This is a genomic window from Roseivivax sp. (assembly GCF_054552075.1).
This window is the reverse complement of the sequence record NZ_JBTOLZ010000002.1, coordinates 196,821-222,708: the sequence shown is the minus strand read 5'-3', so window position 1 is coordinate 222,708 and position 25,888 is coordinate 196,821. Positions and strand designations below refer to the sequence as shown.

At 66.9% G+C, this 25,888-nt stretch carries 23 protein-coding genes; 12 read left to right on the top strand and 11 right to left on the bottom strand.

What is annotated here, in order from left to right:
* The 3 genes from ACX938_RS02545 to uxuA all read right to left on the bottom strand — a co-directional run bounded on the left by ACX938_RS02545 (position 1) and on the right by uxuA (position 3,504).
* Positions 1-1,032: an NAD(P)-dependent alcohol dehydrogenase gene (locus ACX938_RS02545; RefSeq protein ID WP_459429860.1), complete on the bottom strand. Its 1,032-nt coding sequence runs from the start codon at positions 1,030-1,032 to the stop codon at positions 1-3.
* A complete protein-coding gene (locus tag ACX938_RS02540) occupies positions 1,029-2,126 on the bottom strand; it encodes a mandelate racemase/muconate lactonizing enzyme family protein (protein WP_459429859.1) in 1,098 nt (365 codons plus the stop codon). Before ACX938_RS02540 ends, ACX938_RS02545 begins: the two co-directional genes overlap by 4 nt.
* Positions 2,127-2,307: 181 nt before the next feature.
* The gene (gene uxuA / locus ACX938_RS02535; protein ID WP_459429858.1) at positions 2,308-3,504 is read right to left on the bottom strand and encodes a mannonate dehydratase; all 1,197 of its coding nucleotides are present in this window, start codon (positions 3,502-3,504) and stop codon (positions 2,308-2,310) included.
* A 94-nt stretch (positions 3,505-3,598) separates the two neighbouring features.
* Between uxuA and ACX938_RS02530 the strand changes: the two genes are divergently transcribed.
* A complete protein-coding gene (locus tag ACX938_RS02530) occupies positions 3,599-4,639 on the top strand; it encodes an L-idonate 5-dehydrogenase (protein WP_459429857.1) in 1,041 nt (346 codons plus the stop codon).
* 11 nt (positions 4,640-4,650) lie between these two features.
* Here the strand turns inward: ACX938_RS02530 and ACX938_RS02525 are convergent, their stop codons facing one another.
* Positions 4,651-5,367 (bottom strand): GntR family transcriptional regulator, encoded by a 717-nt coding sequence (locus tag ACX938_RS02525; protein ID WP_459429856.1) that lies wholly within the window; start codon positions 5,365-5,367, stop codon positions 4,651-4,653.
* Positions 5,368-5,447: 80 nt separating this feature from the next.
* On the opposite strand from ACX938_RS02525, the gene ACX938_RS02520 reads away from it, so the two are divergent.
* The 8 genes from ACX938_RS02520 (at position 5,448) to ACX938_RS02485 (ending at position 15,126) form a co-directional block, all read left to right on the top strand.
* Positions 5,448-6,494 carry a Gfo/Idh/MocA family protein gene (locus ACX938_RS02520; RefSeq protein ID WP_459429855.1) on the top strand — a complete coding sequence of 349 codons (1,047 nt, stop codon included), beginning with the start codon at positions 5,448-5,450 and terminating at the stop codon, positions 6,492-6,494.
* Entirely contained in the window at positions 6,491-7,495 is a 1,005-nt protein-coding gene (locus ACX938_RS02515) for a Gfo/Idh/MocA family protein (protein ID WP_459429854.1), read from the top strand. Before ACX938_RS02520 ends, ACX938_RS02515 begins: the two co-directional genes overlap by 4 nt.
* The gene (locus tag ACX938_RS02510) at positions 7,492-8,586 is read left to right on the top strand and encodes a Gfo/Idh/MocA family protein (protein ID WP_459429853.1); all 1,095 of its coding nucleotides are present in this window, start codon (positions 7,492-7,494) and stop codon (positions 8,584-8,586) included. Before ACX938_RS02515 ends, ACX938_RS02510 begins: the two co-directional genes overlap by 4 nt.
* 137 nt (positions 8,587-8,723) lie before the next feature.
* Entirely contained in the window at positions 8,724-10,229 is a 1,506-nt protein-coding gene (locus ACX938_RS02505) for a sulfatase-like hydrolase/transferase (protein WP_459429852.1), read from the top strand.
* A gap of 127 nt (positions 10,230-10,356) precedes the next feature.
* Entirely contained in the window at positions 10,357-11,340 is a 984-nt protein-coding gene (locus ACX938_RS02500; RefSeq protein ID WP_459429851.1) for an ABC transporter permease, read from the top strand.
* A gap of 49 nt (positions 11,341-11,389) precedes the next feature.
* Entirely contained in the window at positions 11,390-12,559 is a 1,170-nt protein-coding gene (locus tag ACX938_RS02495; protein ID WP_459429850.1) for an ABC transporter permease, read from the top strand.
* 11 nt (positions 12,560-12,570) lie between these two features.
* Entirely contained in the window at positions 12,571-14,355 is a 1,785-nt protein-coding gene (locus ACX938_RS02490; RefSeq protein ID WP_459429849.1) for an ABC transporter ATP-binding protein, read from the top strand.
* A 93-nt stretch (positions 14,356-14,448) separates the two neighbouring features.
* The gene (locus tag ACX938_RS02485) at positions 14,449-15,126 is read left to right on the top strand and encodes a GntR family transcriptional regulator (RefSeq protein ID WP_232752242.1); all 678 of its coding nucleotides are present in this window, start codon (positions 14,449-14,451) and stop codon (positions 15,124-15,126) included.
* Positions 15,127-15,138: 12 nt separating this feature from the next.
* On the opposite strand, the gene ACX938_RS02480 is transcribed toward ACX938_RS02485, so the two are convergent.
* Complete coding sequence (locus ACX938_RS02480) at positions 15,139-16,077, bottom strand: calcium/sodium antiporter (protein WP_459429848.1); 939 nt, start codon at positions 16,075-16,077, stop codon at positions 15,139-15,141.
* 427 nt (positions 16,078-16,504) lie between these two features.
* Here ACX938_RS02480 and ACX938_RS02475 point away from each other — a divergent pair, with 427 nt between their 5' ends.
* Positions 16,505-17,479: a hypothetical protein gene (locus ACX938_RS02475; protein WP_459429847.1), complete on the top strand. Its 975-nt coding sequence runs from the start codon at positions 16,505-16,507 to the stop codon at positions 17,477-17,479.
* A gap of 279 nt (positions 17,480-17,758) precedes the next feature.
* Here the strand turns inward: ACX938_RS02475 and ACX938_RS02470 are convergent, their stop codons facing one another.
* From ACX938_RS02470 to ACX938_RS02445, 6 genes are all read right to left on the bottom strand, one after another.
* Complete coding sequence (locus tag ACX938_RS02470; RefSeq protein WP_459429846.1) at positions 17,759-18,850, bottom strand: hypothetical protein; 1,092 nt, start codon at positions 18,848-18,850, stop codon at positions 17,759-17,761.
* A gap of 228 nt (positions 18,851-19,078) precedes the next feature.
* Positions 19,079-20,092 (bottom strand): LacI family DNA-binding transcriptional regulator, encoded by a 1,014-nt coding sequence (locus ACX938_RS02465; protein WP_459429845.1) that lies wholly within the window; start codon positions 20,090-20,092, stop codon positions 19,079-19,081.
* A gap of 108 nt (positions 20,093-20,200) precedes the next feature.
* Positions 20,201-21,568: a TRAP transporter large permease gene (locus ACX938_RS02460; RefSeq protein ID WP_459429844.1), complete on the bottom strand. Its 1,368-nt coding sequence runs from the start codon at positions 21,566-21,568 to the stop codon at positions 20,201-20,203.
* A 4-nt stretch (positions 21,569-21,572) separates the two neighbouring features.
* Positions 21,573-22,079, bottom strand: coding sequence for a TRAP transporter small permease subunit (locus ACX938_RS02455; RefSeq protein ID WP_459429843.1), 507 nt, complete (start codon positions 22,077-22,079; stop codon positions 21,573-21,575).
* Between the two features lie 62 nt (positions 22,080-22,141).
* Positions 22,142-23,212, bottom strand: a complete 1,071-nt coding sequence (locus tag ACX938_RS02450) for a C4-dicarboxylate TRAP transporter substrate-binding protein (RefSeq protein WP_232752235.1) — start codon at positions 23,210-23,212, stop codon at positions 22,142-22,144.
* A gap of 53 nt (positions 23,213-23,265) precedes the next feature.
* Positions 23,266-23,757: an OsmC-related (seleno)protein gene (locus tag ACX938_RS02445; protein ID WP_459429842.1), complete on the bottom strand. Its 492-nt coding sequence runs from the start codon at positions 23,755-23,757 to the stop codon at positions 23,266-23,268.
* A gap of 532 nt (positions 23,758-24,289) precedes the next feature.
* On the opposite strand from ACX938_RS02445, the gene ACX938_RS02440 reads away from it, so the two are divergent.
* Positions 24,290-25,162 carry an NAD(P)-dependent oxidoreductase gene (locus ACX938_RS02440; RefSeq protein WP_459429841.1) on the top strand — a complete coding sequence of 291 codons (873 nt, stop codon included), beginning with the start codon at positions 24,290-24,292 and terminating at the stop codon, positions 25,160-25,162.
* Positions 25,159-25,881, top strand: a complete 723-nt coding sequence (locus ACX938_RS02435; protein ID WP_459429840.1) for a ThuA domain-containing protein — start codon at positions 25,159-25,161, stop codon at positions 25,879-25,881. The genes ACX938_RS02440 and ACX938_RS02435 overlap by 4 nt, the downstream gene beginning before the upstream one ends.
* The last annotated feature ends 7 nt before the right edge of the window (positions 25,882-25,888 follow it).

Here is a 25,888-nt window from a genome sequence, read left to right as displayed (position 1 = left end):
TCATTCCGGCATGCGGATCTGCAGCTTCACATCCCCGGGCCTGGCTTCGGCGGCGCGGTCGAAGGCTGCGATGGCCTCCGAGAACGGCAACGTGTCGGTGATTAACGGCGTCAGGTCGACCCTGCCCGAGGCGATCAGCTCGATCGCGCGGGGGTACATGTTGGCGTAGCGGAAGACGGTCTCCACCCGGATCTCCTTGGCCTGCCAGGACACGATATCGACCGGTACCGGGTCCACCGGCATGCCGACAAGGACCAAGGTCCCGCCTGGGCGCAGGGGCTCCGTCAGGCGCGGGAACACCGGTGCGGCGCCGCTGGCCTCGAAAAGGCAATCGGCGCCCCAGCCCGAGGTCAGCCGCTCCACCGTCTCGGCAAGCGCCTGCGCGGGCACCGCGATGATCCCGGGATAGGCGCCGATGATGTCGAGCTTCGCCTGGCTCAGGTCGGCGACGATCACCCGGGCGCAGCCACCTGCCAGGGCCGCCAGGGCCACCATCATGCCGATGGGGCCCGCGCCGATCACCACCGCGGTGTCTCCGGGCTTGATCCCCGCGCGGGTGGCGGCCTGCATGCCGATGGCGAAGGGTTCGACCATCGCGCCCTCGGCCATGCTCACGCTCTCGGGCAGCTTGAAGGTGAAGGCCGCGGGGTGAACGACGCTGGGTGTGAGGCAGCCGTGGATCGGAGGCGTGGCCCAGAAGGTCACGGCCGGATCGACGTTGTACATGCCCATCAGCGCGGCCCGCGAGGACGTGTCGGGGAGGCCGGGCTCCATGCAGATCCGGTCCCCGGGCTCCAGCGCGGTGACCTCGGCGCCGACCTCGGTCACGGTTCCCGCGGCCTCGTGGCCCAGCACAAGGGGCGCCTCGACCACGAAGGGGCCGATCTTGCCCTCGGTATAGTAGTGCACGTCCGAGCCGCAGATCCCGACCGTGTGCACGGCGATGCGCACGTCCCGAGGCCCGAGTGCCGCGGGCAGGGCGATGTCCCGCAGCGACAGCTTGCCCTTCTCTTCAAGCACCAGCGCCGTCATGCGAGCCTCTTGGCGTGCCGCAGGAACTCGGGGTTCGGATCCAGCCCCATGCCGGGCACCTCGGGCACGGTGATCGTGCCGTCGGCATTGACCGGCCGGGTGTGCAGGAAGGCATCCGCCATGCCCGGCGCCTTGGGGTAGTATTCCAGCATCCGCGCGTTGGGGATGGCCGCGAGCAGCGACAGATGCGCCAGCTGGTCGCCGTGCGGGCAGATGTCGAGCCCATGCGCCTGTGCCAGGGCCGCGATCTTGAGGAACTCGGTGACGCCCCCGGTGTAGCGCGCATCCGGCTGCAGGATCGAGATCGCGCCCGTGGCGATGAGGTCGCGGAAGCCGTGCTTGGTGTATTCGTTCTCGCCGGTGGCCAGCGTCATTCCCGTGGCCTCGAAGATCCGGCGAAAGCCCGCGTAGTCGTCGGGCTGGACCGGTTCCTCGAACCAGAAGATGTCCTGATCCTCGACGCGGCGGGCCAGGCTGATCGCGTCATAGGCGCGGTAGGCGCAATTGGCATCGATCATCAGCTTGATGTCCGGCTCGATGGCCTGACGGACGGCGCGCACCCGGGCCACATCCTCCGGGATCTCGACGGCGCCGACCTTCATCTTCACCGCGCGGGCGCCTTTTTCGACGTAGCCGGCCATTTCCTGTGCAAGCTCCGTCAGACCCTTGCCAGGCGCGTAGTATCCGCCTGCGGTGTAGAAGGGGATATCCTTGCGGTACCCGCCGACCAGCCGATAGAGCGGCAGCCCGGCGAGCTTCCCGCGGATGTCCCAGAGCGCCATGTCGATGGACGAGAGCGCCCGCGTCTCCTGGCCGCGGCGGCCATAGAGCTTGGGCGACCAGAGGTCCGCCCAGATCGCCTCGGTCATCAGCGGGTCGCGGCCGATCAGCTTCTTGGCGAAGGAATTGCGGAACCCGCGTTCGCCTGGGCGCGGCCGGCCGATGCCGTAGCCGGTGATCCCGGCGGAGGTCTGCACCTCCACGAAGCTGATCTCGTGATGGGTGTAGGTGTGCAGCCCGTTCTGGATCGGGGTTTCCCGCTCCCATTGATATTCGCGGGTCTCCACCGCGGTGATGGTCAGGTCCGAGGTCATGTGGCGATCCTTGTCTGAAGGGCAGAGGCGTCGGTCCTCGTTAGGGCGCCGGTGCGCAGTGCCTCGTTCCCTGCGCCGGGCGGCGGCACCGCGGGCGTGTTTGCAGGGGCCATGCCGTGGCGCTGCGCCGCCGGCTCACAGAGGGGTGCTGGTCGGGAGGGGCGTGCCGGCCGCTCTCCGGTCATGCCACGCCTCGCCAGCCCAGCGTCGCCTCGACCCCGCGCAACTCGGCCAGGCCGCGCAGGCGCCCGACCGCCGGGTAACCTGGACGCATGGGCCGGTGGAGATCGGTCATCAGCGCCTGTCCGTGATCCGGCCTCATGGGGATCTGGGCATCCTCCCGACCCTCGGCCGCGCGGCGCTTTTCCTCCTCGAGCACGGCGGCGGCCAGCGCCACCATGTCGGTCGACCCGTCCAGATGCGCCGCCTCGTGAAAGCTGCAGGGCACGCCCGTGCCCTCCCGCCGGACGTTGCGGAGATGCAGGAAATGCACCCTCGGCCCGAAGCGGTGCATCATGGCGGCCAGGTCATTGTCGCCGCGCGCGCCCAGCGAGCCCGAGCAGAGCGTGATCCCGTTGGCCGTGGTCTCCGCCATCCCGAGGAGGGCCGCGTAGTCCTCGGCGGTCGACAGGATCCGCGGCAACCCCAGAAGCGGCCAGGGCGGATCGTCGGGGTGGGCGCAGATCCGCAGGCCCAGCGCCTCGGCGGCCGGGGCCACTTCGGCGATGAAGGCCGCGAGGTTGTCGCGCAGGGCCTCGGGCGTGACCCCGCGATAGGCATCGAGATACCCGCGGATATCCGCAAGGCTCATGGTGGCCGCCGCGCCCGGCAGCCCCGCCGCGGCGGTCCGCGCTAGCGCCATGCGCTGGTCGTCGTCCAAGGCCTCGGCGCGCAGCCGGGCGGCCTCGCGCAGGTCGGCCGGGTAGTCCCTGGCGGCCCCGGCGCGTTCGAGGACAAACAGGTCGAAGGCGGCGAAATCCACCAGGTCGAAGCGCATCGCCGTGCCGCCATGGGGCAGGCGATGGGCCACATCGGTGCGCGTCCAGTCGAGGACGGGCATGAAGTTGTAGCAGACCACCCGGACCCCGGCCGCCGCCAGGTTGGACAGGCTCTCGATCCAATTGGCGATGTGGCTGCGATAGGGACCGCTGCGGCGCTTGATGTCCTCGGACACCGGCAGGCTTTCCACGACGTCCCAGGACAGGGGCAGTGGCGCCTGGGCAATCTCGGCCAGCCGGGCCTCGATGGCCTCGGGTGTCCAGACCGCGCCGGGAGGCAGATCGTGCAGGGCGGTCACCACCCCGGTCGCCCCCGCCTGCGCGATATCCGCAAGGGAAACCGGGTCCTCCGGTCCGAACCAGCGCCAGCAATGTTTCATTCCAACCTCCGCTCAGCCGCAAGATCACGTCTTGAATCTATATTGCATGCCGGTATACAAGAATAGAAGCGGAAATCAAGTCAGAGTCGATGCAATGACCGAAGCGGTGCGCGTGGTAAGGCTGTTCGGAGCGCGGGATGTGCGGGTCGAGGAAGGCCGCGTCGGTCAGCCCGGGCCGGGCGAAGTCGCGCTCGACCATGTGGTCGGCGGGATCTGCGGCAGCGATCTGCATTACTTCGAGGAGGGCGGCATCGGCGGTCTGCCCATGCGCGCGCCCATCGTCCTGGGCCACGAGGCCGCGGGCCGGATCCGCGCCCTCGGGCCGGGGGTGACGGGGCTGTCACCCGGCGATCTGGTCGCGATCAACCCGGCGGTGACCTGCGGAGACTGTCCTTCGTGCCGCGCGGGGCAAAGCCAGCACTGCCCGGAGATGCGGTTCTCCGGCTCCATTCTGCGGGTGCCGCATATCGACGGGTTCTTCCGCTCGGGCCTGGTGGTCGACGCGCGGCGCTGTCACCGGTTCTCGAGCGGGACGACCGCCTCGGCGGCGGCCGTGACCGAACCTCTCGCGGTGTGCCTGCATGCGCTCCGCCAGGCGGGCGAGACGGAGGGGCGAGACGTCCTGGTGACGGGGGCAGGGCCGATCGGGGCCCTGACCGTGGCCGCCGCCCGTGCCGCGGGCGCGGGGCGCATTACCGTGACCGACCTGTCTCGCGCCGCGCTCGACCGGGCAGAGGAGATGGGGGCCGACGACGGGCTGGATGTCTCGACCGAGGCCGGCCGCAAGGCGCTTGCGGAGCTGCGCTGCGATCTGGCCTTCGACTGTTCCGCCGCCGCCCCCGCCATCGCGGCGGGCGTCGAGGCCCTGCGGCCGCGCGGCACCATGGTGCTGGTCGGGGTCGGCCCGATGACCGCGATGCCGCTCAATCGCATCGTCGCCAAGGAGCTGCACCTTGTCGGCACCCATCGCTTCGGCCCGGAGTTCGCCGAGGCGGCGCAGGCCATCGACAGTGGCCGCATCGACCCCAGGCCGATCATCAGCCATGTGCTGCCCGGGTGCGAGGCCAGGCGCGCGCTCGAGCTGGCGCTCGACCGGAGCCGCGCGGCGAAGGTGCAGCTGGAGATGTCGGAATGAGCGGCGCGGCCTCAGTCGGCGAAGAGCTCCGCGTTCTCTGCGGCCATCTCGTCGAGCGTGCCAAGCACGACACGCAGATGCTGGCGCATGCGCTCCTCGGCCGTCGCACTGTCCCGCGCGACGATGGCATCGATGACCGCGCGGTGATCGGCGAACAGGGGCTCGAGCTCGTGGCGCAGCCGCTGCCGCCCATAGCGCAGCCGGTCGAGCCGCGCGCGCTCGCCTTGGAGCAGTTCTGCCGCCCGCTCCCGTCCGGTCGTCTGCGCCAGTTCGAGATGGAAGGCGTTGTCGAGCCGCGAGAAGCGCTGCCAGTCGACCGCGTCGACCGCCGCGCCTTGGGCTTCGAGGATCTCTTCCAGCCGTGCGCGGCTGGCCTCCGGCAGCCCGCCGTCGATCAGGCTGCGGATATTGGCCAGCTCCAGCGCCTCGCGGATGAACTGCGCGTCCAGGATGTCGCTGCGGCTCAGTGGGGCGACCAGCGTGCCGCGGTTCGGCAGGCGGACGATCAGCCGTTCGGCCTGCAATTCCGACAGGGCGTCGCGGACCGGCGTGCGGCTGGCGCCGAAGACCTCGCCCAGGTGGCTTTCGGTCAGCGGCTGCCCCGGGGCGACATCCATGGTGAGGATGGCCTCGCGCAGGGCGGCCGCGATCTGCGGCGCCGCCGGCTCTCCGCGGTCCACCGGTCTGAAATGCGGCGAGAGGTCCGGTCTGATGGCGATGCGCGGCACGGGCGTGGTCTGATCCTGAGGGGGGTCGAAAGATGCGCGGCCAAGATTTCGGAAATCCCCGGCGATAGCAAGGAGGCAGCATGACGGCAAAAATGAAGGCGGTGATGATCGGTACCGGCATGGTGGCCCGCACCCATGTGCAGGCCTTCGCCGACCAGGAGGAGGTCACGCTTTCCGGGATCGTCGGGCGCAGCCGCGACCGGGCAAGCGCCTTCATCGAGGCCGAATGCGGCGCCCTGCCGGACCGGCCCGCCGCACTGACGCTGGAGGAGGTCTGTGCCGACGACAGCCTCGATTTCGCCGTCATCACCACGCCGCCGTCGGAGCGGGCTCCGCTGGTCGAGGCCCTGGCCTCGGCGGGCAAGGGGCTTCTGGTCGAAAAACCGCTGGAGCGGGACCTGCGCCGTGCCTCGGGCTTGGTCGAGACCTGCGAGCGTGCGGCGGTGCCCATGGGGGTCGTGCTCCAGCACCGCATGCGCGACCCGGTGCGGCGATTGCAGGCGATGCAGGCCGATTTCGGCCCGCTGCGCATGGCCGATATCCGCGTGCCCTGGTGGCGCGATCAGTCCTACTACGACGCACCGGGCCGCGGCACCTATGCCCGCGACGGCGGCGGCGTTCTTTTGACCCAGGCGATCCACACGCTCGACCTGGTGCTGGCCCTGGGCGGGCCGGTGTCGGAGGTGCAGGCCCTGGTCGCGACCACCGGGTTTCACCGAATGGAGGCCGAGGATTTCGCCGTGGTCGGCCTGCGCTTCGCTGGCGGCGCGGTGGGCTCGGTCATGGCGACCACCGCCGCTTATCCCGGCGGCGCCGAGACCCTCACCCTGCATTACGACCGGGCCAGCGTGACCCTCGATGCCGGGCGCCTGGACATCCGGTGGCAGGATGGCCGGACCGAGGTCCTGGGCGAGACCGCGGCCTCGGGCGGCGGCGCCGATCCCATGGCGTTCTCCCACGCCTGGCATCGCGACATCCTCACCGATTTCTGCGCCGCCCTGCGCGACGGACGCCCGCCGCTGATCCCCGGACGCGCGGCGCTGCGGGTCCAGGCGCTGATCGAGGCCATCGAGCGGTCGGGCCGCGACCAAGGACAGGCCACAGAGGTTCAGGAGACCAATACATGACGCTTCGCATGGCAGCGCTGGGCATCGATCACCGCCATATCTTCGGCCAGGCCGGCAACATGATCGCTGCGGGGGCCGAGTTCGCCGCCTGGTGGACGGCGCGGCCGACCAACGTGGAGACGGGCTTCGTCAAGCGCTTCCCGGATGTCCCGAAGCGGGACAAGGCCGAGATCCTGGCCGATCCGAGCATCGAGCTGATCCTGATCTCGGCCATTCCCGCCGAACGCGCCGCGCTGGCCATCGAGGCCATGCGCGCGGGCAAGGACGTCATGGTCGACAAGCCGGGCTGCGTGACGCTCGCCGAACTGGCGGACCTGCGGCGGGTGCAGCAGGAAACCGGGCGGATCTGGTCCATCGACTTCTCGGAGCGTTTCGAGGTGCCCGCCGTCACCCGCGCCGCCGAGCTGGTGGCGGAGGGGGCGATCGGCCGCGTCGTCCAGACGCTGGGGCAGGGGCCGCACCGGCTGAACCGGCAACTCCGGCCGGACTGGTTCTTCGACCGGGCGCAATACGGCGGGATCCTCGCGGATATCGCGAGCCATCAGATCGACCAGTTCCTGTTCTTCACCGGGGCACAGCAGCCCCGCGTGGTGGCGGCCCATGTGGCGAACCATGCCAACCCCGAGAGCCCGGGCCTGCAGGACTTCGGGGAAATCCTGCTTCGATCCGAGGCCGCGCATGGCTATGTCCGGGTCGACTGGTTCACGCCCGATGCGCTGCCGACCTGGGGCGACGGGCGGCTGACGATCCTCGGGACCGAGGGCTACATCGAGCTGCGGAAATACGTCGACGTGGCGCGGAGCGACGCGACCGATCACCTGTTCCTGGTCAACGGCAGCCGCTGCGAACATATCGACGCGCGGGACGCGGGCCTGCCCTATTTTCCCCGGTTGATCGACGACATCCGGGCGCGGGGTGAAACCGCCATGCCGCAGGCCCATGCCTTCACGGTGATGGAGCTTGCGCTTCAGGCCCAGGCCATGGCGGAGGCCGAGGCATGATCCGCCGCGTCGCGATCCTGGGTGCCGGGATCGGCGCCATGCACCTCAAGGGCTATCTTGCCTTGCCCGACCGTTTCAAGGTCGCGGCGCTCTGCGATCTTGACACCGGGCGGGCGAAAGAAGTGCTCACCGAGGCCGGGGCCACGGCGGAGGTGACGGATGACCTCGAAGCGCTCCTCGGACGCGCGGATATCGATATCATCGACATCTGCTTGCCGCCGCATCTGCACGCCTCGGTGGCCCTGCGCGCGCTCGAGGGCGGCAAGCACGTGGTCTGCGAGAAACCCCTGGTGGCTTCTGTCGCCGAGGCCGACGCGCTTGTCGCCGCGGCAGCGCGGACGGGTCTCTGCGTCACGCCGGTCTTCCAGTACCGCTACGGGCGGGAAATGGCGAAACTCCGGGCGCTGGTGGCGGCAGGGCTGACCGGCACGCCTTATGCTGCCGCGCTGGAAACCCATTGGGACCGCGGCGCGGCCTATTATGCCGTGGACTGGCGCGGGACCTGGGCGGCGGAGAGGGGCGGCTGCGTCTTGGGCCATGCCATCCACAACCACGACCTGCTGGTCGCTGTCATGGGGCCCGTCCGGTCGGTCTCGGCGCGCCTGGCGACACGGGTCAATGCGATCGAAACCGAGGATTGCGCCGCGGTGAGCTTCGAGCTGGAAAGCGGCGCGCTGGCGACCTCCTCGGTGACGCTTGGCGCGGCGCGGAACACCTCGCGGCTGCGCTTCGTCTTCGAACATCTGACCGTGGAAAGCGGCGATGCGCCCTATGCGCCCGCCGAGGCCGGCTGGTCCTTCATTGCCCGGGATCCGGCGCGGCAGGCCGAGGTCGACGCGATCACCGAGGGGCTCGGCGCGGTGCACGCAGGCTTTCCCGGCCTCTTCGAGGCCATGGGGGACGCGATGGACGGGCAGGGCGGCGCCGAGGTGACGCTGGCTCAGGGCCAGGCATCGATCGAGCTTGTCACGGCGATCTACGCCTCGGACCGCGCGGGCGGGGCGCCGGTCGCGCTGCCGCTCTCGCCAGACCATGCGTTCTACGAGGGCTGGCTGCCGGACGCGCAGCGTCAGGCGGCGGTCAAGTCTTAGACGCTCGGCAGGAGCGGTCTCGGCCAAGCGCAGCGGCGGGCTTCAGGCGAGGGCAGGGCGTTCCCGGCAGCTCCGGCATGGCGGCCCTGTCCGGCCCATGCAGTGTCCATTTCAACGCAGGCGCAGGAGGCGCTCCCATGACCGCAAGGCCAAATGTTCTTCTCGTCACGGTCGACCAATGGCCCGGGCCTCTTCTCGGGGCCGAGGGCCACCCGGTGATCGAAACCCCGACGCTCGACGCGCTGGCCGCGGATGGGACCCGGTTCTCCGCGGCCTATTCCGAATGTCCGGTCTGCGTCCCGGCGCGCAGGACGCTGATGACTGGGTTGTCTCCGCGCGCGCATGGCGACCGGGTCTTCGACGGCGGGACCTTCATGCCCGAGGGCGTGCCCACCCTGGCCGATGTTTTCGCCGGCGCGGGCTACCAGAGTTATGCGGTGGGCAAGCTGCATGTGTTCCCGCAGCGGGCGCGGATCGGCTTCGACGATGTCCTTCTGTCGGAAGAGGGGCGCCCGGGCTCCGGCGCGGTGGACGATTACGAGATCTACTGCGCCGACCAGGGATACCCGGGCCGAAGCTACCTGCACGGCATGTCGAACAACGAGTATGCCTGGCGGGACTGGCACATGCCCGAACATCTGCACGCCACCAACTGGGCGGCCGAGCAGATGGCCCGCACCATCCGCCGGCGCGATCCCACGCGGCCGGCCTTCTGGTATCTCTCCTTCGCGCATCCGCACCCGCCCTTGGTGCCGCTGCGCACCTACCTCGAACGCTATCGGCCCGATGCGATCGACGCGCCGGTCGCGGGCGACTGGGCTGCAGGGATCGGAGAGATCCCGGCCCTGGCCGAAACCACCCGCGACTGGGCGCGCCCGAAAGACAGCGAGCTGCCCTGGATCCGCCGCGCCTTCTATGCGCTGTGCACCCATATCGACCACCAGCTGCGCGTGGTCCTGGGCACGCTGCGCGAAGAGGGGCTGCTGAACAACACCGCGATCCTCTTCACCTCGGATCATGGCGACATGCTGGGCGATCACGGATTGCTGGCCAAACGGGTGATGTATGACATGTCCGCCCGGGTGCCGATGATCCTGGTGCCGCCCGCCGGGCGGCGACCGGAGCTCGAGGGCGCCCTGCGCGACGACCCGGTCGGCCTGGCGGACGTGATGCCGACGCTCTGCGATCTGGCGGGCATTCCGGTCCCCGCCGGAGCCAAGGGGCGGTCGCTGGCGATGTCCGGGGCGGACCGGCCCCTCTACGGCGAATGCGGCGAGGACAACCGGGCCACGCGGATGATCCGCAAGGGGCGGCACAAGCTGATCTGGTATCCCGCGGGCAACCGCCTTCAGCTCTTCGATCTGCAGGCCGACCCGCGCGAGGTCCGCGACCTTGCCGGACGGTCGGATCACGCCGCGCTCCTGCGGGAACTGTCCGGGCGCCTGGCCGCCGAGTGCCATGGTGTCGATTCGTCCTGGCTGGATGCCGACGGAAGCCTGATGGGCTTCGCGCCCGGTCCCGCTCAGCGCAAGCTGCGCCGGGAGCTCTACGGACAGCGCGGCCTGCACAACCCCATGCCCCCGTTGAGCAATCTGGGCCGGTTGGCGCAATCCCTGACGCCCGACGAGCCCGGCGAGAGCTGATCCGCGCCTGTCATTTTCGCACATAATGTATTATTTATTGACCCGGAGTCAGGCCCGGTGATAGGGTCTTCGAAAGGTCTCCGGGGAGGCGGACGGCCAAATTGCAGCACCGCGAGGAGGGCGTGTCATGCTGGCGTATATCGCACGTAGATTGGTGGCGATGGTGATCATGATGTTCCTGATCTCCATCGCGTCCTTCGTCATCATCCAGCTTCCGCCGGGTGACTTCCTGACCACCTATGTGGCCAGCCAGGAGCAGGGCAGCAGTGTCAGCATCCAGCAGATCGAGTTCCTCAAGCAGAAGTACGGCCTGGATCAGCCCTTCTACGTGCAATACTGGCGCTGGATCAGCGGCATCATCTTCAACGGCGACTTCGGCTATTCCTTCAACTGGGACAAGCCGGTCTCCGATCTGATCTGGGGGCAGCTCGGCTTCACGCTCCTCTTGTCGGTGGCCACGCTGCTCTTTGCCTGGGCGGTGTCCTTCCCGATCGGCGTCTATTCCGCAGTGAAGCAGTATTCCATCGGCGACTACATCGTCAGCTTCATCGGCTTCATCGGCCTGGCCATCCCGAACTTTCTGCTGGCGCTGGTGCTGATGTATATCGGCTTCAAGTATTTCGGGCAGTCGGTGGGCGGGCTGTTCTCGCCGGAATACCGCGATGCGCCCTTTTCGCTGGGCAAGCTCTGGGACCTGTTCAAGCATCTCTGGGTGCCGATCATCGTCATCGGCACGGCGCAGACCGCCGAGCTGATCCGCATCATGCGGGCCAATCTCCTGGACGAGCTGAACAAGCCCTATGTGACCACGGCGCGCGCCAAGGGCATGTCCGAGATCCGGCTGATCTTCAAATACCCGATCCGCATCGCGCTCAATCCCTTCGTCTCCACGGTCGGCTGGGTGCTGCCGAACCTGGTGTCGGGAGCGGTCATCGTCTCGGTCGTGCTGAACCTGCCGACGGTCGGGCCGCTGCTACTCAATTCACTGCAAAGCCAGGACATGTATCTGGCGGGGGCATTCATCCTTCTGCTGTCGGTTCTGACGCTGGTGGGCACGATCGTCTCCGACATCCTCCTGGCGCTGCTCGACCCGCGCATCAAGCTGGAGTAAGGACATGGCGAGCTCAACTGGACTTGGAAAATCCGCGCCGGACAACGCCGTGAGCGACGACAGCGAGCGGACCGCCTTCGGCGAGGCCGGGGCGCCGGGCGCCGATGCCTTCGAGGACATGCCCGCGCAGGGCAACCCCTCTGTCGACGTGGCGAGCCAGTGGCAGCTGATGCGCTGGAAGTTCATGCGCCACAAGGCCGCCGTCGTCGCGCTGTGGTTCGTGATCGGCATCTACGCCATCGGGCTGTTCTGCGAGATCCTCGCCCCTCAGGACCCGAACGAGACCAACGGCAGCTTCGCCTATGCCCCGCCCATGGGCATTCATCTCTTCGAAGAGGACGGCACCTTCAATCCGCATGTGAAGGGGCTGACCTCGGAGCGGGACCGACTGACGTTCCGGCTGGAATACGCCGTCGATCCCGAGGTCATCATTCCGATCCGTCCCTTCGTCAAAGGCGACAGCTACAGGATGTGGGGCCTCTTCGAATGGGACCGCCATCTTTTCGGAACGGTCGACCCGGAGGCGAACTTCTTCCTGCTCGGCGCCGACCGACTGGGCCGCGACAACTTCAGCCGCATCATCTACGGCACCCGGGTGTCGCTCTCGATCGGGCTGGTCGGCGTGGCGCTCAGCCTGGCGATCGGCCTCGTCCTGGGCGGCGTGTCGGGCTACTACGGCGGGCGGGTCGACAACATCATCCAGCGGGTGATCGAATTCCTGCGCTCGATGCCGACCATCCCGCTCTGGATGGGGCTTGCCGCGGCGATCCCGCTGACCTGGCCGCCGCTCGGCGTCTATTTCATGATCACCATCCTGCTGTCGCTGATCGGCTGGACCTCGCTCGGGCGCGAGACGCGCGGCAAGGTGATGTCGCTGAAGAACGAGGACTTCGTGATTGCCGCGCGCCTCGACGGCGTCAGCGAGTTCCGCATCATCACGCGGCACCTTCTGCCGGCCTTCATGAGCCACACGATCGCGGTGACCACCCTGGCCATCCCGCAGATGATCCTGGCCGAGACCGCCCTGTCTTTCCTGGGCATCGGTCTTCAGGCGCCGGTGGTGAGCTGGGGGGTGCTCCTGCAGGAGGCGCAGAACGTGAATACGGTCGCCACCGCTCCCTGGCTTCTCCTGCCGGGCGTGGCCGTCGTGGTCGCGGTTCTGGCGCTCAACTTCCTTGGCGACGGTCTGCGTGACGCCGCCGATCCCTACGCCAAATGATGGAGGCAGCCATGCAGACCGAAGCTCAACTGGCCGACCGCCCCGATGCAGGCGCGACCGCGCCCGAGATGGCCGATGACGTCATCGTCGACGTGCGCAATCTGCGCACCTACTTCCCGACCCGCACCCACGTGGTCAAGGCGGTGGACGACGTCTCCTTGCAGCTCCGCCGCGGGCGCACCACCTGCGTGGTGGGTGAATCCGGGTCGGGCAAGTCGATCACCGCCCGCTCGATCCTGCAGGTCGTGGACGCGCCGGGCCGGATCGAGGGCGGAAGCGTCCGCCTGCGCACCGCCCCCCGCGACGGGCGCGAGGCCGAGGTTGTCACGCTCACCGATCTGCACCCGCGCTCCCGGGCCATCCGCGAAATCCGCGGCCGCGACATCTCGATGATCTTCCAGGAGCCGATGTCGTCGCTCTCGCCGGTGCATACCATCGGCGCGCAGATCATCGAGACGATCAGGCTGCACGAGGACGTCAGCAAGGCCGAAGCCAGGCTGCGGGCCATCGAGCTTCTGCGCCGCTGCGAGATCCGCGACCCCGAGGCGGCCATCGACAGCTATACCTTCGAGTTCTCGGGCGGCATGCGCCAGAGGGCGATGATCGCGATGGCGCTGTCCTGCAATCCGCAGGTTCTGATCGCCGACGAGCCGACGACCGCGCTCGACGTCACGACGCAGGCCGAGATCCTCGATCTGATGCGCGAGCTGCAGTCGAGCTACGGCATGGCGATGATGTTCATCACCCACGACATGGGCGTGGTGGCCGAGATCGCCGACGACGTCGTGGTGATGTTCCGTGGCAAGGTTGTCGAACGCGGCGAGGTGCGCGAGATCTTCGCCAACCCCAAGCACCCCTATACGCGCAGGTTGCTCGACTCCGTCATCAAGCTGGAAAGCCGCTCGGAGCTGAAGCCGCCCGAGGCCGAGATCGTCGAGGCGCAGGCCCCCACGATCCTCTCTGTCAGGGATGTCGGGATACACTTCCCCGGCAAGACCGGCTTCATGGGCAAGCAGTTCGCCGGCGTCCGCGCGGTCTCGAATGTCTCTTTCGACCTGAAGAAGGGCGAAAGTCTCGGGATCGTGGGTGAATCCGGCTCGGGCAAGACGACCCTCGGGCGCGCCATTGCCTCGGTGCGGCCACCGACCGCCGGCTCGATTGTCTACAGCGGCGCCGGCGCGCCGGTGGATCTTTCCGGGCTGACCGGCCCCGCGCTGGCCAACTACCGCCGCCAGGTGCGGATGATTTTCCAGGACCCCTACGGCAGCCTCAACCCGCGCATGACCGTGGGCCAGATCGTCGCCGAGCCGCTCAAGATGAACAAGGTGGCGACCGGCAAGGCCCTGCAGGAGCGGGTGGCCGACCTTCTGGAGCAGGTAGGCCTGCCGCCCGCGGTCATGGAGCGCTACCCGCATGCCTTCTCGGGTGGGCAAAGGCAGCGCATCGGCATCGCCCGGGCCATCGCGCTCGATCCGCAGGTGGTCATCTGTGACGAGGCGACCTCGGCGCTGGACGTGTCGATCCGCAGCCAGGTGCTCGATCTCCTGATCGAACTGCAGGAGCGGCTGGACCTCAGCTTCGTGTTCATCGCCCATGACATCGGCGTGGTGCGCTATTTCTGCGATCGGATCGCGGTGATGCGCAAAGGCGAGATCGTCGAGCTCGGGCCGGCCAGCAAGGTCTGCGACGCGCCCACGCATCCCTATACCAAGGCGCTTTTGTCGGCGGTTCCGACGCCGGATCCGACCCAGCGCAGCATGCACCTGCGTGCAAGATATGACGACAGCACGGAGTGATCCGGCTGGCACATCGGCAAGCTGTCCGATATCCACGGAACAGCACGACAGCAAGGGAGGCCGGGCAGACATGAACGCGACCGGGCAACGTCAATGAGCCGCTCTCCTGCACCCGCCATCGGCGGCACCAACTACGCTCTGATCCACAACGCCATTCGCGACGCGATCCTGGCGGGCGAATTGAAGCAGGGCGAGCGCATGAAGGTGCAGGGGCTCGCCGAGCGCTACGGCGTGAGCACCAATCCGATCCGCGAGGCGCTGCAGCAGCTGCAGGCCGAGGGGTTGATCGAAATGATCCCGAACAAGGGGGCCCGCGTCCGCGTCATCGACCGGCACCAAGCCGAAAGCCTCTTCGAGGTGCGCGAGGCGCTGGACGGCATCATCGCCCGCCGCGCCGCGCGCGTCGCCACGGACGAGGACATCAGCTCGCTGCGCGATCTCGAGGACCAGCTCCGCAAGGCCCGCGCCAGCGGCTCGCCGAAGCGGCTGGGCCGCATGGCGACCTATTTTCACGAACGCATCGGCGAGATCGCGGGCAACGACGAGGCGGTGAAGATGCGCCGCGCCACGGCCAATCTCTTCGCCCTGATCCGCTCCATCCCCGCGCCGAAGGGCCAGGAAAGCGAAAGCGACGGTGACCTCGAGGAGGAGCACAGCGCGATCCTCGACGCCATCGCCGCCCGCGATGAGGATGCCGCCGAAGCCGCAGCCCGCGCCCATGCCCGGTCCTCGGCGCAGCGCAAGTTGGCCCGCTTCGGCGAAACCGTATAGGCGTCAGATCCGCTAGATCGCATAGGCCGTGGTTCCCAGGTAGGCGGCGTATCCGCCCAGGAGCACGATCCCCTCGCGGCGGCTGACCACCCAGCCGGTGCGCAGCATGACCAGGGCGCCGACGCTGATGATCATCAGAAGCGGCAGGTCGAAGGTCACCAGCGAGTGCGCCACCGGCAAGGTGGCGACGGTGCCGGTGATCCCAATGATCGCGAAGATGTTGAAGATGTTCGACCCGACGATCCCCCCGATCAGCATGTCGGTTCCGCGCTTGCGCAGGCAGGCGAGCGTCGTGGCCAGCTCGGGCAGGGAGGTTCCCAGCGCCACGACGGTCAGGCCGACCACCGTGTCTGACACACCCAGCCTGCCTGCGAGCCCCACCGCGCCATGGACCGCCAGTTCGGACCCGGCCCAGATCGCGCCCAGGGATCCCGCGATGATCAGCCAATTCCGCGCGCCGTGCCGGGGAGCGTTTTCCTGGTCGACCTCCTCGGCGAAATCGACGCCGCCGCGCAGCGCGGTGAAGAGGTAAAGCGCGAGGCCGGCCAGGAGGCAGGCGCCTTCCAGCCGCCCGATCCCGCCCGATTGCGCGGCCAGAACGAAGCCCAGGGTGGCGATGATCCACCAGGCGCCGTCGCGCAGCACGCAGTCCCGGCTGACGGGCAGGGCGGTCAGGCTGGCGGCCAGCCCCAGGATCAACAGCGTGTTGGCCAGGTTCGACCCGATCACATTGCCGACGGCGAGGCCCGGGTTGCCTTCGAGAGCGGCGTTGAGGGACACGGCGAGCTCGGGCAGCGATGTGCCGAAGGCGACAAGCGTCAGGCCGACGACCAGCGGCGGGATGCGAAAGGTCAGCGCCAGCTTTCCTGCCTGTCCGACGAAGACGTCGGCCCCGATGATCAGCACCGCCAGCCCCGCGGCCAGTATTCCCAGCAATAGAAGACTAACCATGGCGGGCTCCTGATTTCACATTATACATTATATATAACCTGGAGTCAGGCCTACAACCCCGCCCCTGAAAAGAAGGCCGCGGGTGGCCTTCCGCCCGTTCCGGTCGATCTCAAGGATGTGCGGCCAGTAGGGGTGTGCCGGCCCCGTCCTCTCCAAGGTCTGCTGCGTACCACGGCCTCGGGGCCTCAACCGAGATTCCGCCTCGGCGCCACGCACGAAGATGCGCAATGACCGCGCACGTGCTGTAGAAGCCCGGTCGTGAGGCGGGGGCAAAGCCATCAGAAAAACCACCCCCGTAACGGGCTGGGTCCTTCAAGCAGCTTGCACAATCCCGCAGAATGGATTATACATAATCCACAATACCACCGCGTATTTTCTGCTTCCGCTCGGCCGGTGCAGAGCCGCACTTGACCGAAAGGAACGACCTATGTCTGACATGCTGACCCATTGGGCGATCTGCGACGACAGTCTCCGCCTGATGTCCGCCGACGCCCGCGTCGAGCCGGCCTTCACCCAGGCCTGCGACCGGCAGACCCAGGTCGTCCGCCTCGGCGCCTGCACCCGGGGCGGCGGCCAATGGATGCATCCCTTGATGGCTGAGGCGAAACAGCGCTGGGATGACCCCGACGCGCATCCCGAGGTGGACAAGAAACTGGCCTGGGCGGTGGGCGGCATCACCCACCAGGCCTGCGATACGGTCGCCAAACCCTATCTCTCGGTGCATGCCGGGTCGGAATGGAGTTTGACCCACGGCGTGTTGATCGGCCGACCCAACGCCCGCGGGCGCGAGGCAGAGGTCGACCCGGTCGCCATGCAGACCTGCTCGGCCTATTGCGACGTGCATGTCTTCCGAAAGGTCTATCTGTCGGGCGAGGAAGCGCCCTTCACCTCGCTCTTTCTCCAGGATCACGGCGATACCGGCGCGGTCTTCGAGGCCTTCATCAACACGATGTTCCAGCGCGCGCTCTTGACCGCCCATACCTTCAAGCCGCCCCAGCCGCATGACGATGCGTCCTTCATGGTCTGGTTCAACAACATGATGGACTACATCCAGCCGAATTACCTCGACAGCGCGCATTGGGTGAAGGCCTTCAACGACCCGGACCCGGCCTTGATGGAGAAATACGCCATCGAGACGAAGTTCTATCTCGACGACGATCCGATCATCGAGGTCGTGCGCGCCATCCACGCGGGCAAGAGCGTGTCCCAGGGCGCGATCGAGGCGGCCAGCGCCGAGGACACCAATCAGTCGATGTACGGCCAGGGGCTCGAGCTGAGCCTGCGGTACCTCCTGAACGGAACAGATTACTGGCAGGGGCGGGCCGACCAGCTTGTCGCGCCGCTGGCCTATCAGCCGGGATGGTATCGTGAGATGCTGGAGCAGAAGAAGAAGTCGGCGTGAGGCGGGCGTAAGCGGGGCCGTAACCGACGCGAGGCAAGGCCGTGGTCACCCAGGTTGGGTGGCCACGGCCGTTTTTCGTATGCCTCCCGGGCAAAGGGGCAGCCTGTCGAAGGTTGGGTCTGCGCCTGTCGGTCGGGATGCGCGAGTAGCTGCACATCCGATCCGGGGTGCATGTTGATCGTGCGGACTGATCCCGGGGATCCGCCGACCCGAGCGCAGGATCATGACCTCTCTGTGAGACGCGCCGGCGCGCCAGCGGCGCACCAAGCCCAAATCGCCTCAGCCCAGTCCCAAGATCTCGCGCAAGTCGCGGTCGACCGCTGTGACCTCCGCGATCAGCTCATCGGCCGCGGCGGCGATGGCACTGGCGCCGGTTTGGCCGACCAGGCTGTAGTGATGGCCCTCCACGCCTCGGGAGAGGCGGTTCTGAAGCTCTCCGATCAGCGCGTTCAGCCTGTCCCGCGCGGGTTGCTCCATGTCCATCATGTTCAGGCCATGCGCGGCGAGATAGCGGTGCCAGACCGTGAAGGTGTTGTAGACGTTCCAGACCGCCCGATCAGTCAGGCTGTGGCGGTTGTCCTGGCTCATCCAGATGGCGCCGGTCAGTGGCATGTCGTTGAAGGCCATGCCGCCCCGATCCTCGATCACCGCCTGCTGATCCGACACGAAGGCGCCGTCGCGGTAGATCATCCCACCGCCCTGGAGAGCTGCGGGCGTATTGCCGACATAGCGTCTGCGGTAGGCTTCCTCGGGGATCACGTCCTGGCCCTCCAGCGCGTTCGACAGCGCGACCTTGGCGAAGCCGGAGGCTCGATCGCCGGGGCTCACGGCGTATCCGTTCGACGCCATCCCGAAATCCCGGCCCACCCCCTGCAGCCCGGGCAGGGGGCCAGTCGAGGTATAGGCGATGATGCCCGGCATCCGCAGCCCGGCCTCGCGCATCGCCACGTGGACGGATTGCGCGATCTTGCCCGACATCGACCAACACATGACCCAGACCTCGCGTCCGAGGCCGTGCCGCTCGACAAGCTGGCCTGCCACATCCGCCACCATCCGGCCCCAATCCCGCACGGTGAAGCCGGGAAAGCTGTCCGGGATCCCGCCGTCCTCGGGGTCGGTGGGATAGCTAACCCCGGCGAAGGAATACCCCAGATCATTCAGGTGATGGGCGAGGAAATGCCGCGGCTCCGCGCCCTCATGGGCGCCGTAGGAGATCCGCGCCAGGTGCCGCACGCCCGGAACGAAGAGGATCAGAGGCTTGTCGGCAACGCCCCGTGCGAACCAGGTCAGCGCCTGCACGCCGGCGGCCTCGAGGATTTCTTCCCCGGGCGACAGCGTGCCGGTGGCGGGATCTATGGCATGTCTGTGCATCGGGGTCTCCGGGTTCGCATCAGTTACTTTGTATATAATGTAATTTTTGGCGTAAGCAAATGGTCGTGCTTTCGGGACTGCGAACAAGGTGTTTTCGCGTCCAAAGCGGCGGCCGCTCAGTTCTGCACGGCTTCCTCGTCTTGGATCACAGGAATCCGGTGTTCCCCGGCTGTCTCCCGGTGACGGGCTGGCGACGTCACCCTCGCAGCATTTCGCGCGCGCCGGCCATCAACCTCCGACCTTCGCAAGCGACGCTCGCAGCTGCAATTTGGGCATCACGCGCGTGAGGTGAGGCTTGGCCTCGGGGAACGACAATTGTTCAAGCAACCGGTCCGCGCTCCGCCGCCCGATTTCCGACAGGTTCATCGCCATGGTCGTCAGCGGCGGATCGATCATGTCGACCAGCGGGATATCGTTGTAGCCGGTAATCGAGATGTCGCCCGGGACGCTCAGCCCGCGCGCGCGGCAGGCCTGGATGGCGCCGATTGCGACCAGATCGTTGACCGCCATGATGACCTGTGGCGGTCGGCGTCGGCGGTCGAAAAGCGCGGAGGCCGCCGCGCGACCCGACGCCAGATCCATGCGGTCGACCACGACCAGGCGATCGGGCGGCAAGTCCAGCCCATGCGCGGCAAGACCTTCCTGCAGACCGCGGAGGCGGTCGCGCGCGGTCGACAGGTCCTGCGGTGCCGCAATCACCGCGATGTCTCGGTGGCCATGTGCGACCACCACATCCACGAGTTCGCGCATCCCCGCGGCGCAATCGTTCACCACGGCGCTGCATTCGAGGCGTTCGGTATTGCGCAGGACCGAAACCAGCGGCACGCCAAGCTCGAGTGCGAGCTCGACCACCCGGTCTCGCAGGCGCGTCGTGCCGAGAATCACGCCGTCGACCATGCGGGTCGCCATCTGCTCGAACATCTCGGCCTCCGCCTGGATGTCGTATCCGGTATTGCCGACCACCGTCATGAAGCCCCGTTCGAGCAGGCGCTTTTCGATCCCGCGCAGAATGGGCGGATAGACCGGATCCTCGATGTCATGGACGATGACGCCGATGGACTGGGTCGAGCCGGTGCGCAGGCTCGCGGCCGCCACGTCGCGGCGGTAGCCCATCGTCTTCGCCACCTCGCGCACCCGTTCGGCCACGCTGTCGGAGATGCGACCGCGTGGGTCCGCGCGCAAAACCCGGGACACGGTCGACGGGTGCACCCCGGTCGCTGACGCAATGTCGGCGATCTTCACACGCCGGGCCTTGCGCCTTGCGGCGGGCGGCCGGCTGTCAGTGGTCCCGTCCGATTGCGTCACGTCCTGCGGCTCCGGTTCTTCGACGGGGTTCGGACAGCGAAGATGTCAGCCGAACCAGCGATCGATATACACAAGGTCTGGCCAGGCTGTCAGCAATGCCAGCACAAAAACCATCATCAGTGCAAAGGGCGCTGCCCCCAGGAAGACATCCCCGAGCGTAATCCGGTCGTCCTCGAGGCATCCTTTGATCACGAAACACGCCATTCCGAGGGGAGGGGTCAAAAGGCCAACCTCGACCGCGATGACGGTGATGATGCCGAACCAGATCGGATCGGCTCCGAAACTGTTCATCACCGGCAGAAAGAGCGGCACCATGATCAGGATGATGGACACGCTGTCGATGATCGTTCCGAGGAACAGAATCACCAGAATGTAGATCAGGATCACCATGAGGAAGTCGTCGGTTGCCGTCTGCACAAGGCCGCCGATCTCCACGGGCACCCCGGCCAGACCCAGCGAGCGGGTATACATCGTCGCCGCGATGACCAGGAAGCACACCGCCGCGGTCAGATGGCCGGTTTCCTTCAGCACGCCCCAGAATTCCGCCAGGGACAGCTTGCGCCGCGCAACCGCGAGGATGAGTGCGGCGAGCGTGCCGATGGCACCTGCCTCCGTCGGAGTGAAGACGCCGCCGTAGATCCCGCCAAGCACGATGGTGATCAAGCCAATCAGCGGCAGGGATTTCGACGCGATCTCTCCCGGTGTGCGGTCCGGCGGTGTCATGTCCTGGGGCATCGGTCCCGCACCCACCGTGGTGCCATCCGGTGTCGCGAAGCGTCCGGCCTGGTCGAAGACGAAACTCGGAGTCAGATAGGCCATCGCAACGATGCCGAGGCAATAGACGACCGAGAGAATGATGCCCGGGCCGATCCCGGCAAAGAACATGAGGCCGATGGATTGCTCGGTCAGAATGGCAAAGATGATCAAGAGGATCGACGGCGGGATCAGCATGCCCAGGACCGACGACCCGGCCACCGTGCCCACCGCGAAACGCGGCGAATACCCGAGCCGGAGCATCTCCGGCACGGCGACGCGGGTAAAGACGGCGGCGGAAGCGATCGAGACGCCGGTCACAGCCGCGAAGACCGCGTTGGAGCCGACCGTCGCGAGGCCCAAGCCGCCGCGGATGCGGCGCAGGAAGTAGTCGCCCACGTCATAGGCGTCGCGCCCCACGTCGGATGCGCTCATGATGAGGCCCATCATCACGAAAAGCGGGATCACCGCGAAGGTCTGGTCGGCGATGCCATCGGCCGCGGCCAGCGTCAGAAGCTTTGCCGCAAGCACCGGATCGCCGTTCTGGATCCAGACCGAGGCGAATGAGACAAGGCTCAGCGCCACCGCCACGTGCATGCCCGTATAGATCAGCGCCACGATCACGCCGACCGAGATCAGGCCGAGTTCCAGTCCCGTCATCGGATCATCCCTTCAGGTCGCTCAGACGGCGCCAGGCCAGAATGAGAAACTGCAGGCCGGCCGCGACGGCGCCCAGCAGCATGATGGCTTCGAGAGGCCAGGTCGGCGCCGTGAAGATGCCGACGTTGCCCTTGAAGTAGCCGCGTTCCCAGGCGTCGATCACGCGGGGGATCTGCCCCCAGGCAATCAGCGCGAAGACGACGACACCTGCGCAATTGAAGAAAAACCGCATTGCATTGACGAGGCGGGCCTTGCCGCGATTGGCCAATACGCCCAGCAGCGCGTCGGACCGGGTCAGCCGCTTGCCCCCGACGGCATGCGCGATGGTCAGATAGACCACGGCGACCACGCCCATCTCCGTCATCTCGAGCGTTCCGGCGAGCGGCGCATTGGCCAGCCAGCGTCCGAAGACGTCGATGTTCACGATCACCACCATGCCCAGGACGATGAGTGCGCCCAGGGTGTTCATCGCCGTGGTGATCGGCGTTAGGACGGGCGTGGGCTCGGGCACCGGAGAGGCGCCGGGGCCGAGGGTGCGGGGGCTGCTGCCCCCGCTTTTGGCATTGCGCGGGCTCACTGGTCCCACTGACGCGCGATGGGCTGGTCGGCCTCACGCATCGCCTGCATGTAGTCGGTCAGGATGTCGCCCGCGGGCACGCCGCGCGCCTCGAGACTGTCGGCCCATTCCTGCGCGAGGTTCGGCAGGGTCATGGCCCATTCGGTGCGCTCTTCGGGGTCGATTTCGACGACGGTGCCTCCGGCTTCGACGAACCGGTCGCGCGCCTGCGCACCGAGCTCGGCTGCAAATTCGCCCAGATCGACGCCGAAGTCCTGCGCTGCCGCGATCATCGCCTCCTGAACCTCGTCGGGATAGCCGTCCCAGGCGCGTTCATTGACGTTGATGACATAGGAATTCACGCCGCCCAGGTTCGCGTTGAAGTAATTGTCGCAGACCTCGTAGAACTTGAGCGAGACGACCGCTTCGCCCCAAACCAGCATGGCATCCGCGACGCCGGTTTCCACGAGCTGGTAGAAATTGCCCAGCGTGCCGGTGACGCCCGTGGCGCCCGCAGGCTCGATCCAGCGCAGGTTCGGGCCCGCACCCGCGACCTTGAGCCCGTCGATGTCCGACACCGACTGGATCGGCTTCGACGAGCACAGCACGTAATTGTCGGGAATGCCGCTGACGGACAGGGACACCTGGTCGAGGCTCTCCCAGGTCTCGTTAAAGGCGGGATATTTCTCGACCAGACCGTCCACGACCTCGTGGATCAGGACGAGGTCCGTCGTCGTGAAAGGGGTGACATAGCCGATCTGGTAGACCGGCAGCTTGTCGGCGTGGAAGGCCGTGGGGATGACGCCCATGTCGGCCAGGCCGGTCTGGATCGCCTCAAGCTCGCCCGAAGGCTTGGCCAGCGTACCGGAGAAGGCCTCCTGCCAGTCGATGCTGTAATTGCCGGTCTCCGCAAGGCGCGCGTCGACACCCGGCATGAAGCTCTCCTGCAGCAATTTCACGACCGCGACCGAGGGCGAGAAGCCCGAGACGATGGTCACGTCGATCTCTTCGGTGGCGAAAGCCGGAGCCGCCACGGCGATGGCGGAAGAGGCCAGCAGGCCCGCCCGGATGGTTGATCTCTTGGTCATGGTATTCCTCCCTTTTGATATGCGCCCTGGCAGGGGCGCGGCGAAAAGCCTGCTCAGACTGCGACCGGCTCCGCGCTGTTGAGCCGCAGGTTGTGCTGAATGTCGTTCTTCTGGGCGAGCGTGGCCTCGACGAAGCAGGCCCGTTTCGCTCCATCCAGGAGCGCGCGGACCGCCTCTTCGGGCGCGTCGCTGTCGAGCGAGATGTCGATCACGAAGCCTGCCGGCCGCGCGGCATAAGGCATGTCGGGATCAGCCACCGCTTCCCAATGGGCGCGGCAGGACACGGTCAGATCCTCGATCGGGATTTTCTTCTTTTTGGCGAAGACGCGGATCTGCGTCATCAGGCAGCCCACGAGGCCGGTCAGGAAGAACTCGAGCGGGGTCGGCGCGGTGTCTTCGCCCCCCTGAAAGGTGCCTTCGTCCGTGGCCAGCATGCGGCTGACCTGAAAGGGTTTGTGCGCGGTGTTCGTGACTTCGTTGCGCAGCTTCCCCACGCAGACGCCCTCGGAGTCGAAGATGACGTCGAATACCTTCTCGGCGGCCATGCGGGCTTTCCTTCCTTATGCAAACCGGGCGCAATCAGTTGCGCAAACGTTTGCTCATGATGGAAAGTGAAGCGCATCGGTCAAACGCAAAGAAGTCCAAAATGGACAGGGCCTCGCTGGGCGCGGGTAGAGCGCGACAGGATTGGTTGCGCGAGGCTGAGAGGGGATTCATCTCGCGGAACCGGTGTGGAAGCTGGTCCGCTTGAGCGGCCCGACCCCGCTGACCTACAAGACCGAGAACCAGCCGGCCTGCAGCCAAGCGCTGAAGCGCCGCGGCCTGCTTATGATCTGGGTTGCCCCCGGAATGGATCGGGTGGCGCCGCAGGCGGGCAGGCTGACACAGATCGGTGATGCCGCATAGTGGTGAGCCTGTCCAAAACGGATGTGTCGATCCTCAAATTGGAGAGGCCGCAGCACTCCACCCACGCGCTGTTTTGGTAAAATAAGGAGAGCCAAGCGGGAGGCTTCTTGGGGTGAAGATGAAAAACATGCGTCGATCGAATTCGAATGCCTCTCCTAGGCGCGTTTCGTGATGCGCGTTGGCTTCACCGGTCTCGGGCGTATGGGCGTGTGCATGGCGCGGAACATTGCCGCGGTCGGGCACGACGTGACCCTCTGGAACCGAACGATCGACAAAGCCAGGGCTCTCGCCGCGGAGCTCGGCTGCGAGGTCGCAGAGACGCCGGCCGAATTGGCCGCCTCGGTCGATGTGGTTGTGACCATGTTGGCTGACGATCCTTCCTCCGAGGCCGTGCATTTCGGAGAAGACGGATTGTTTTCCGCGCAGAACGGCGCGCGGGTCTTCGTCGAGATGGGCACGATGAGCCCCGACCACATTGCCGCGCTCACTGCCCAAGCCCCGGAGGGCGTGAAGATCATCGATGCGCCCGTCTCTGGTGCGACGCAGGCCGCGGCGGATGGGACATTGATGATCATGGCGGGCTGCACCGAGGCGGACGCGCAGCCGCTGGCGCCGCTCTTTGACGCGATGGGAGCGCAGACCATCTGCCTTGGCCGGCAGGGGGCGGGCTCCGTGATGAAGCTTGCCGTCAATTCCCTCATCCACGGGATCAACCAGACACTCGCCGAGGCGATGACGCTGGCAGAGGCCTCGGGGATCGCGTCGGAAGACGCCTTCGACGTGATCGAAGCCTCTGCCGCCTGCGCGCCGATGCTCAAATACCGCCGGCCGCTTTACCTCAATGAGGCCGCGCATGACGTCACCTTCACCGTGGCTCTGGCCGAGAAGGATATGGCGGTGACCGCGGCGCTGGCCGAGCGGCTTGGCGTCGCCATGCCTCAAGCGCGGGTGACGCACGAGAGGTTGTCGGAAGCACGCGCATCCGGCTTCGGCGACCGGGATATGGCAGCGATGCTCAATTTCATGCGAGAGACGAAAAAATGAAGACAGCCTTGTTTGTTGGTGGCTGGGAAGGCCACACACCGACCCATTTTGCGGACTGGTACGAGGCGCTGCTGCGCGAGAACGGCTTCAAGGTCGATGTCTACGACACGCTGGAGCCGCTGGAACGTCCGGATGAGCTGTCGGATCTGGACCTGATCACACCGATCTGGTCCTCAGCCCGGTCCGGCCACCAGGAAGAGTTCGGCAATATGACCAAGCCGCAGGAGGATGGGCTTTTGCAGCTGATCGGCAATGGCTGCGGCCTGGCGGGCTGGCACGGGCATATGGGCGACGCCTTTCGGGATCGCCCGACCTATCATTTCCTGATCGGCGGGCAGTTCGTGGCCCATCCGCCGGGTTGGCCGGACAACCTGCAGCCGCAGGAAGACTACATCGATTACGATGTGACGATCTGCAAGCCAGACCACCCGCTCGTGCAGGGGATCAAGAGCTTTCGGATGCGGTCGGAACAATACTACATGCTGGTCGATCCCTCGAACGAGGTGCTGGCCACGACGACTTTTTCGGGCGATCACCTTTGGTGGATCGAGGGCACGGTCATCCCGGTCACCTGGACACGGCGGTGGGACAAGGGGCGCGTGTTCTACTGCTCCTTGGGGCACGAACTCGACGATCTGAAAGTTCCGCAGGTCACCGAAATGATCCGCCGCGGCGCCATTTGGGCGGCTGAGGGCAAATCGGCCGCAAAGGCTCCTTGAGACCGCG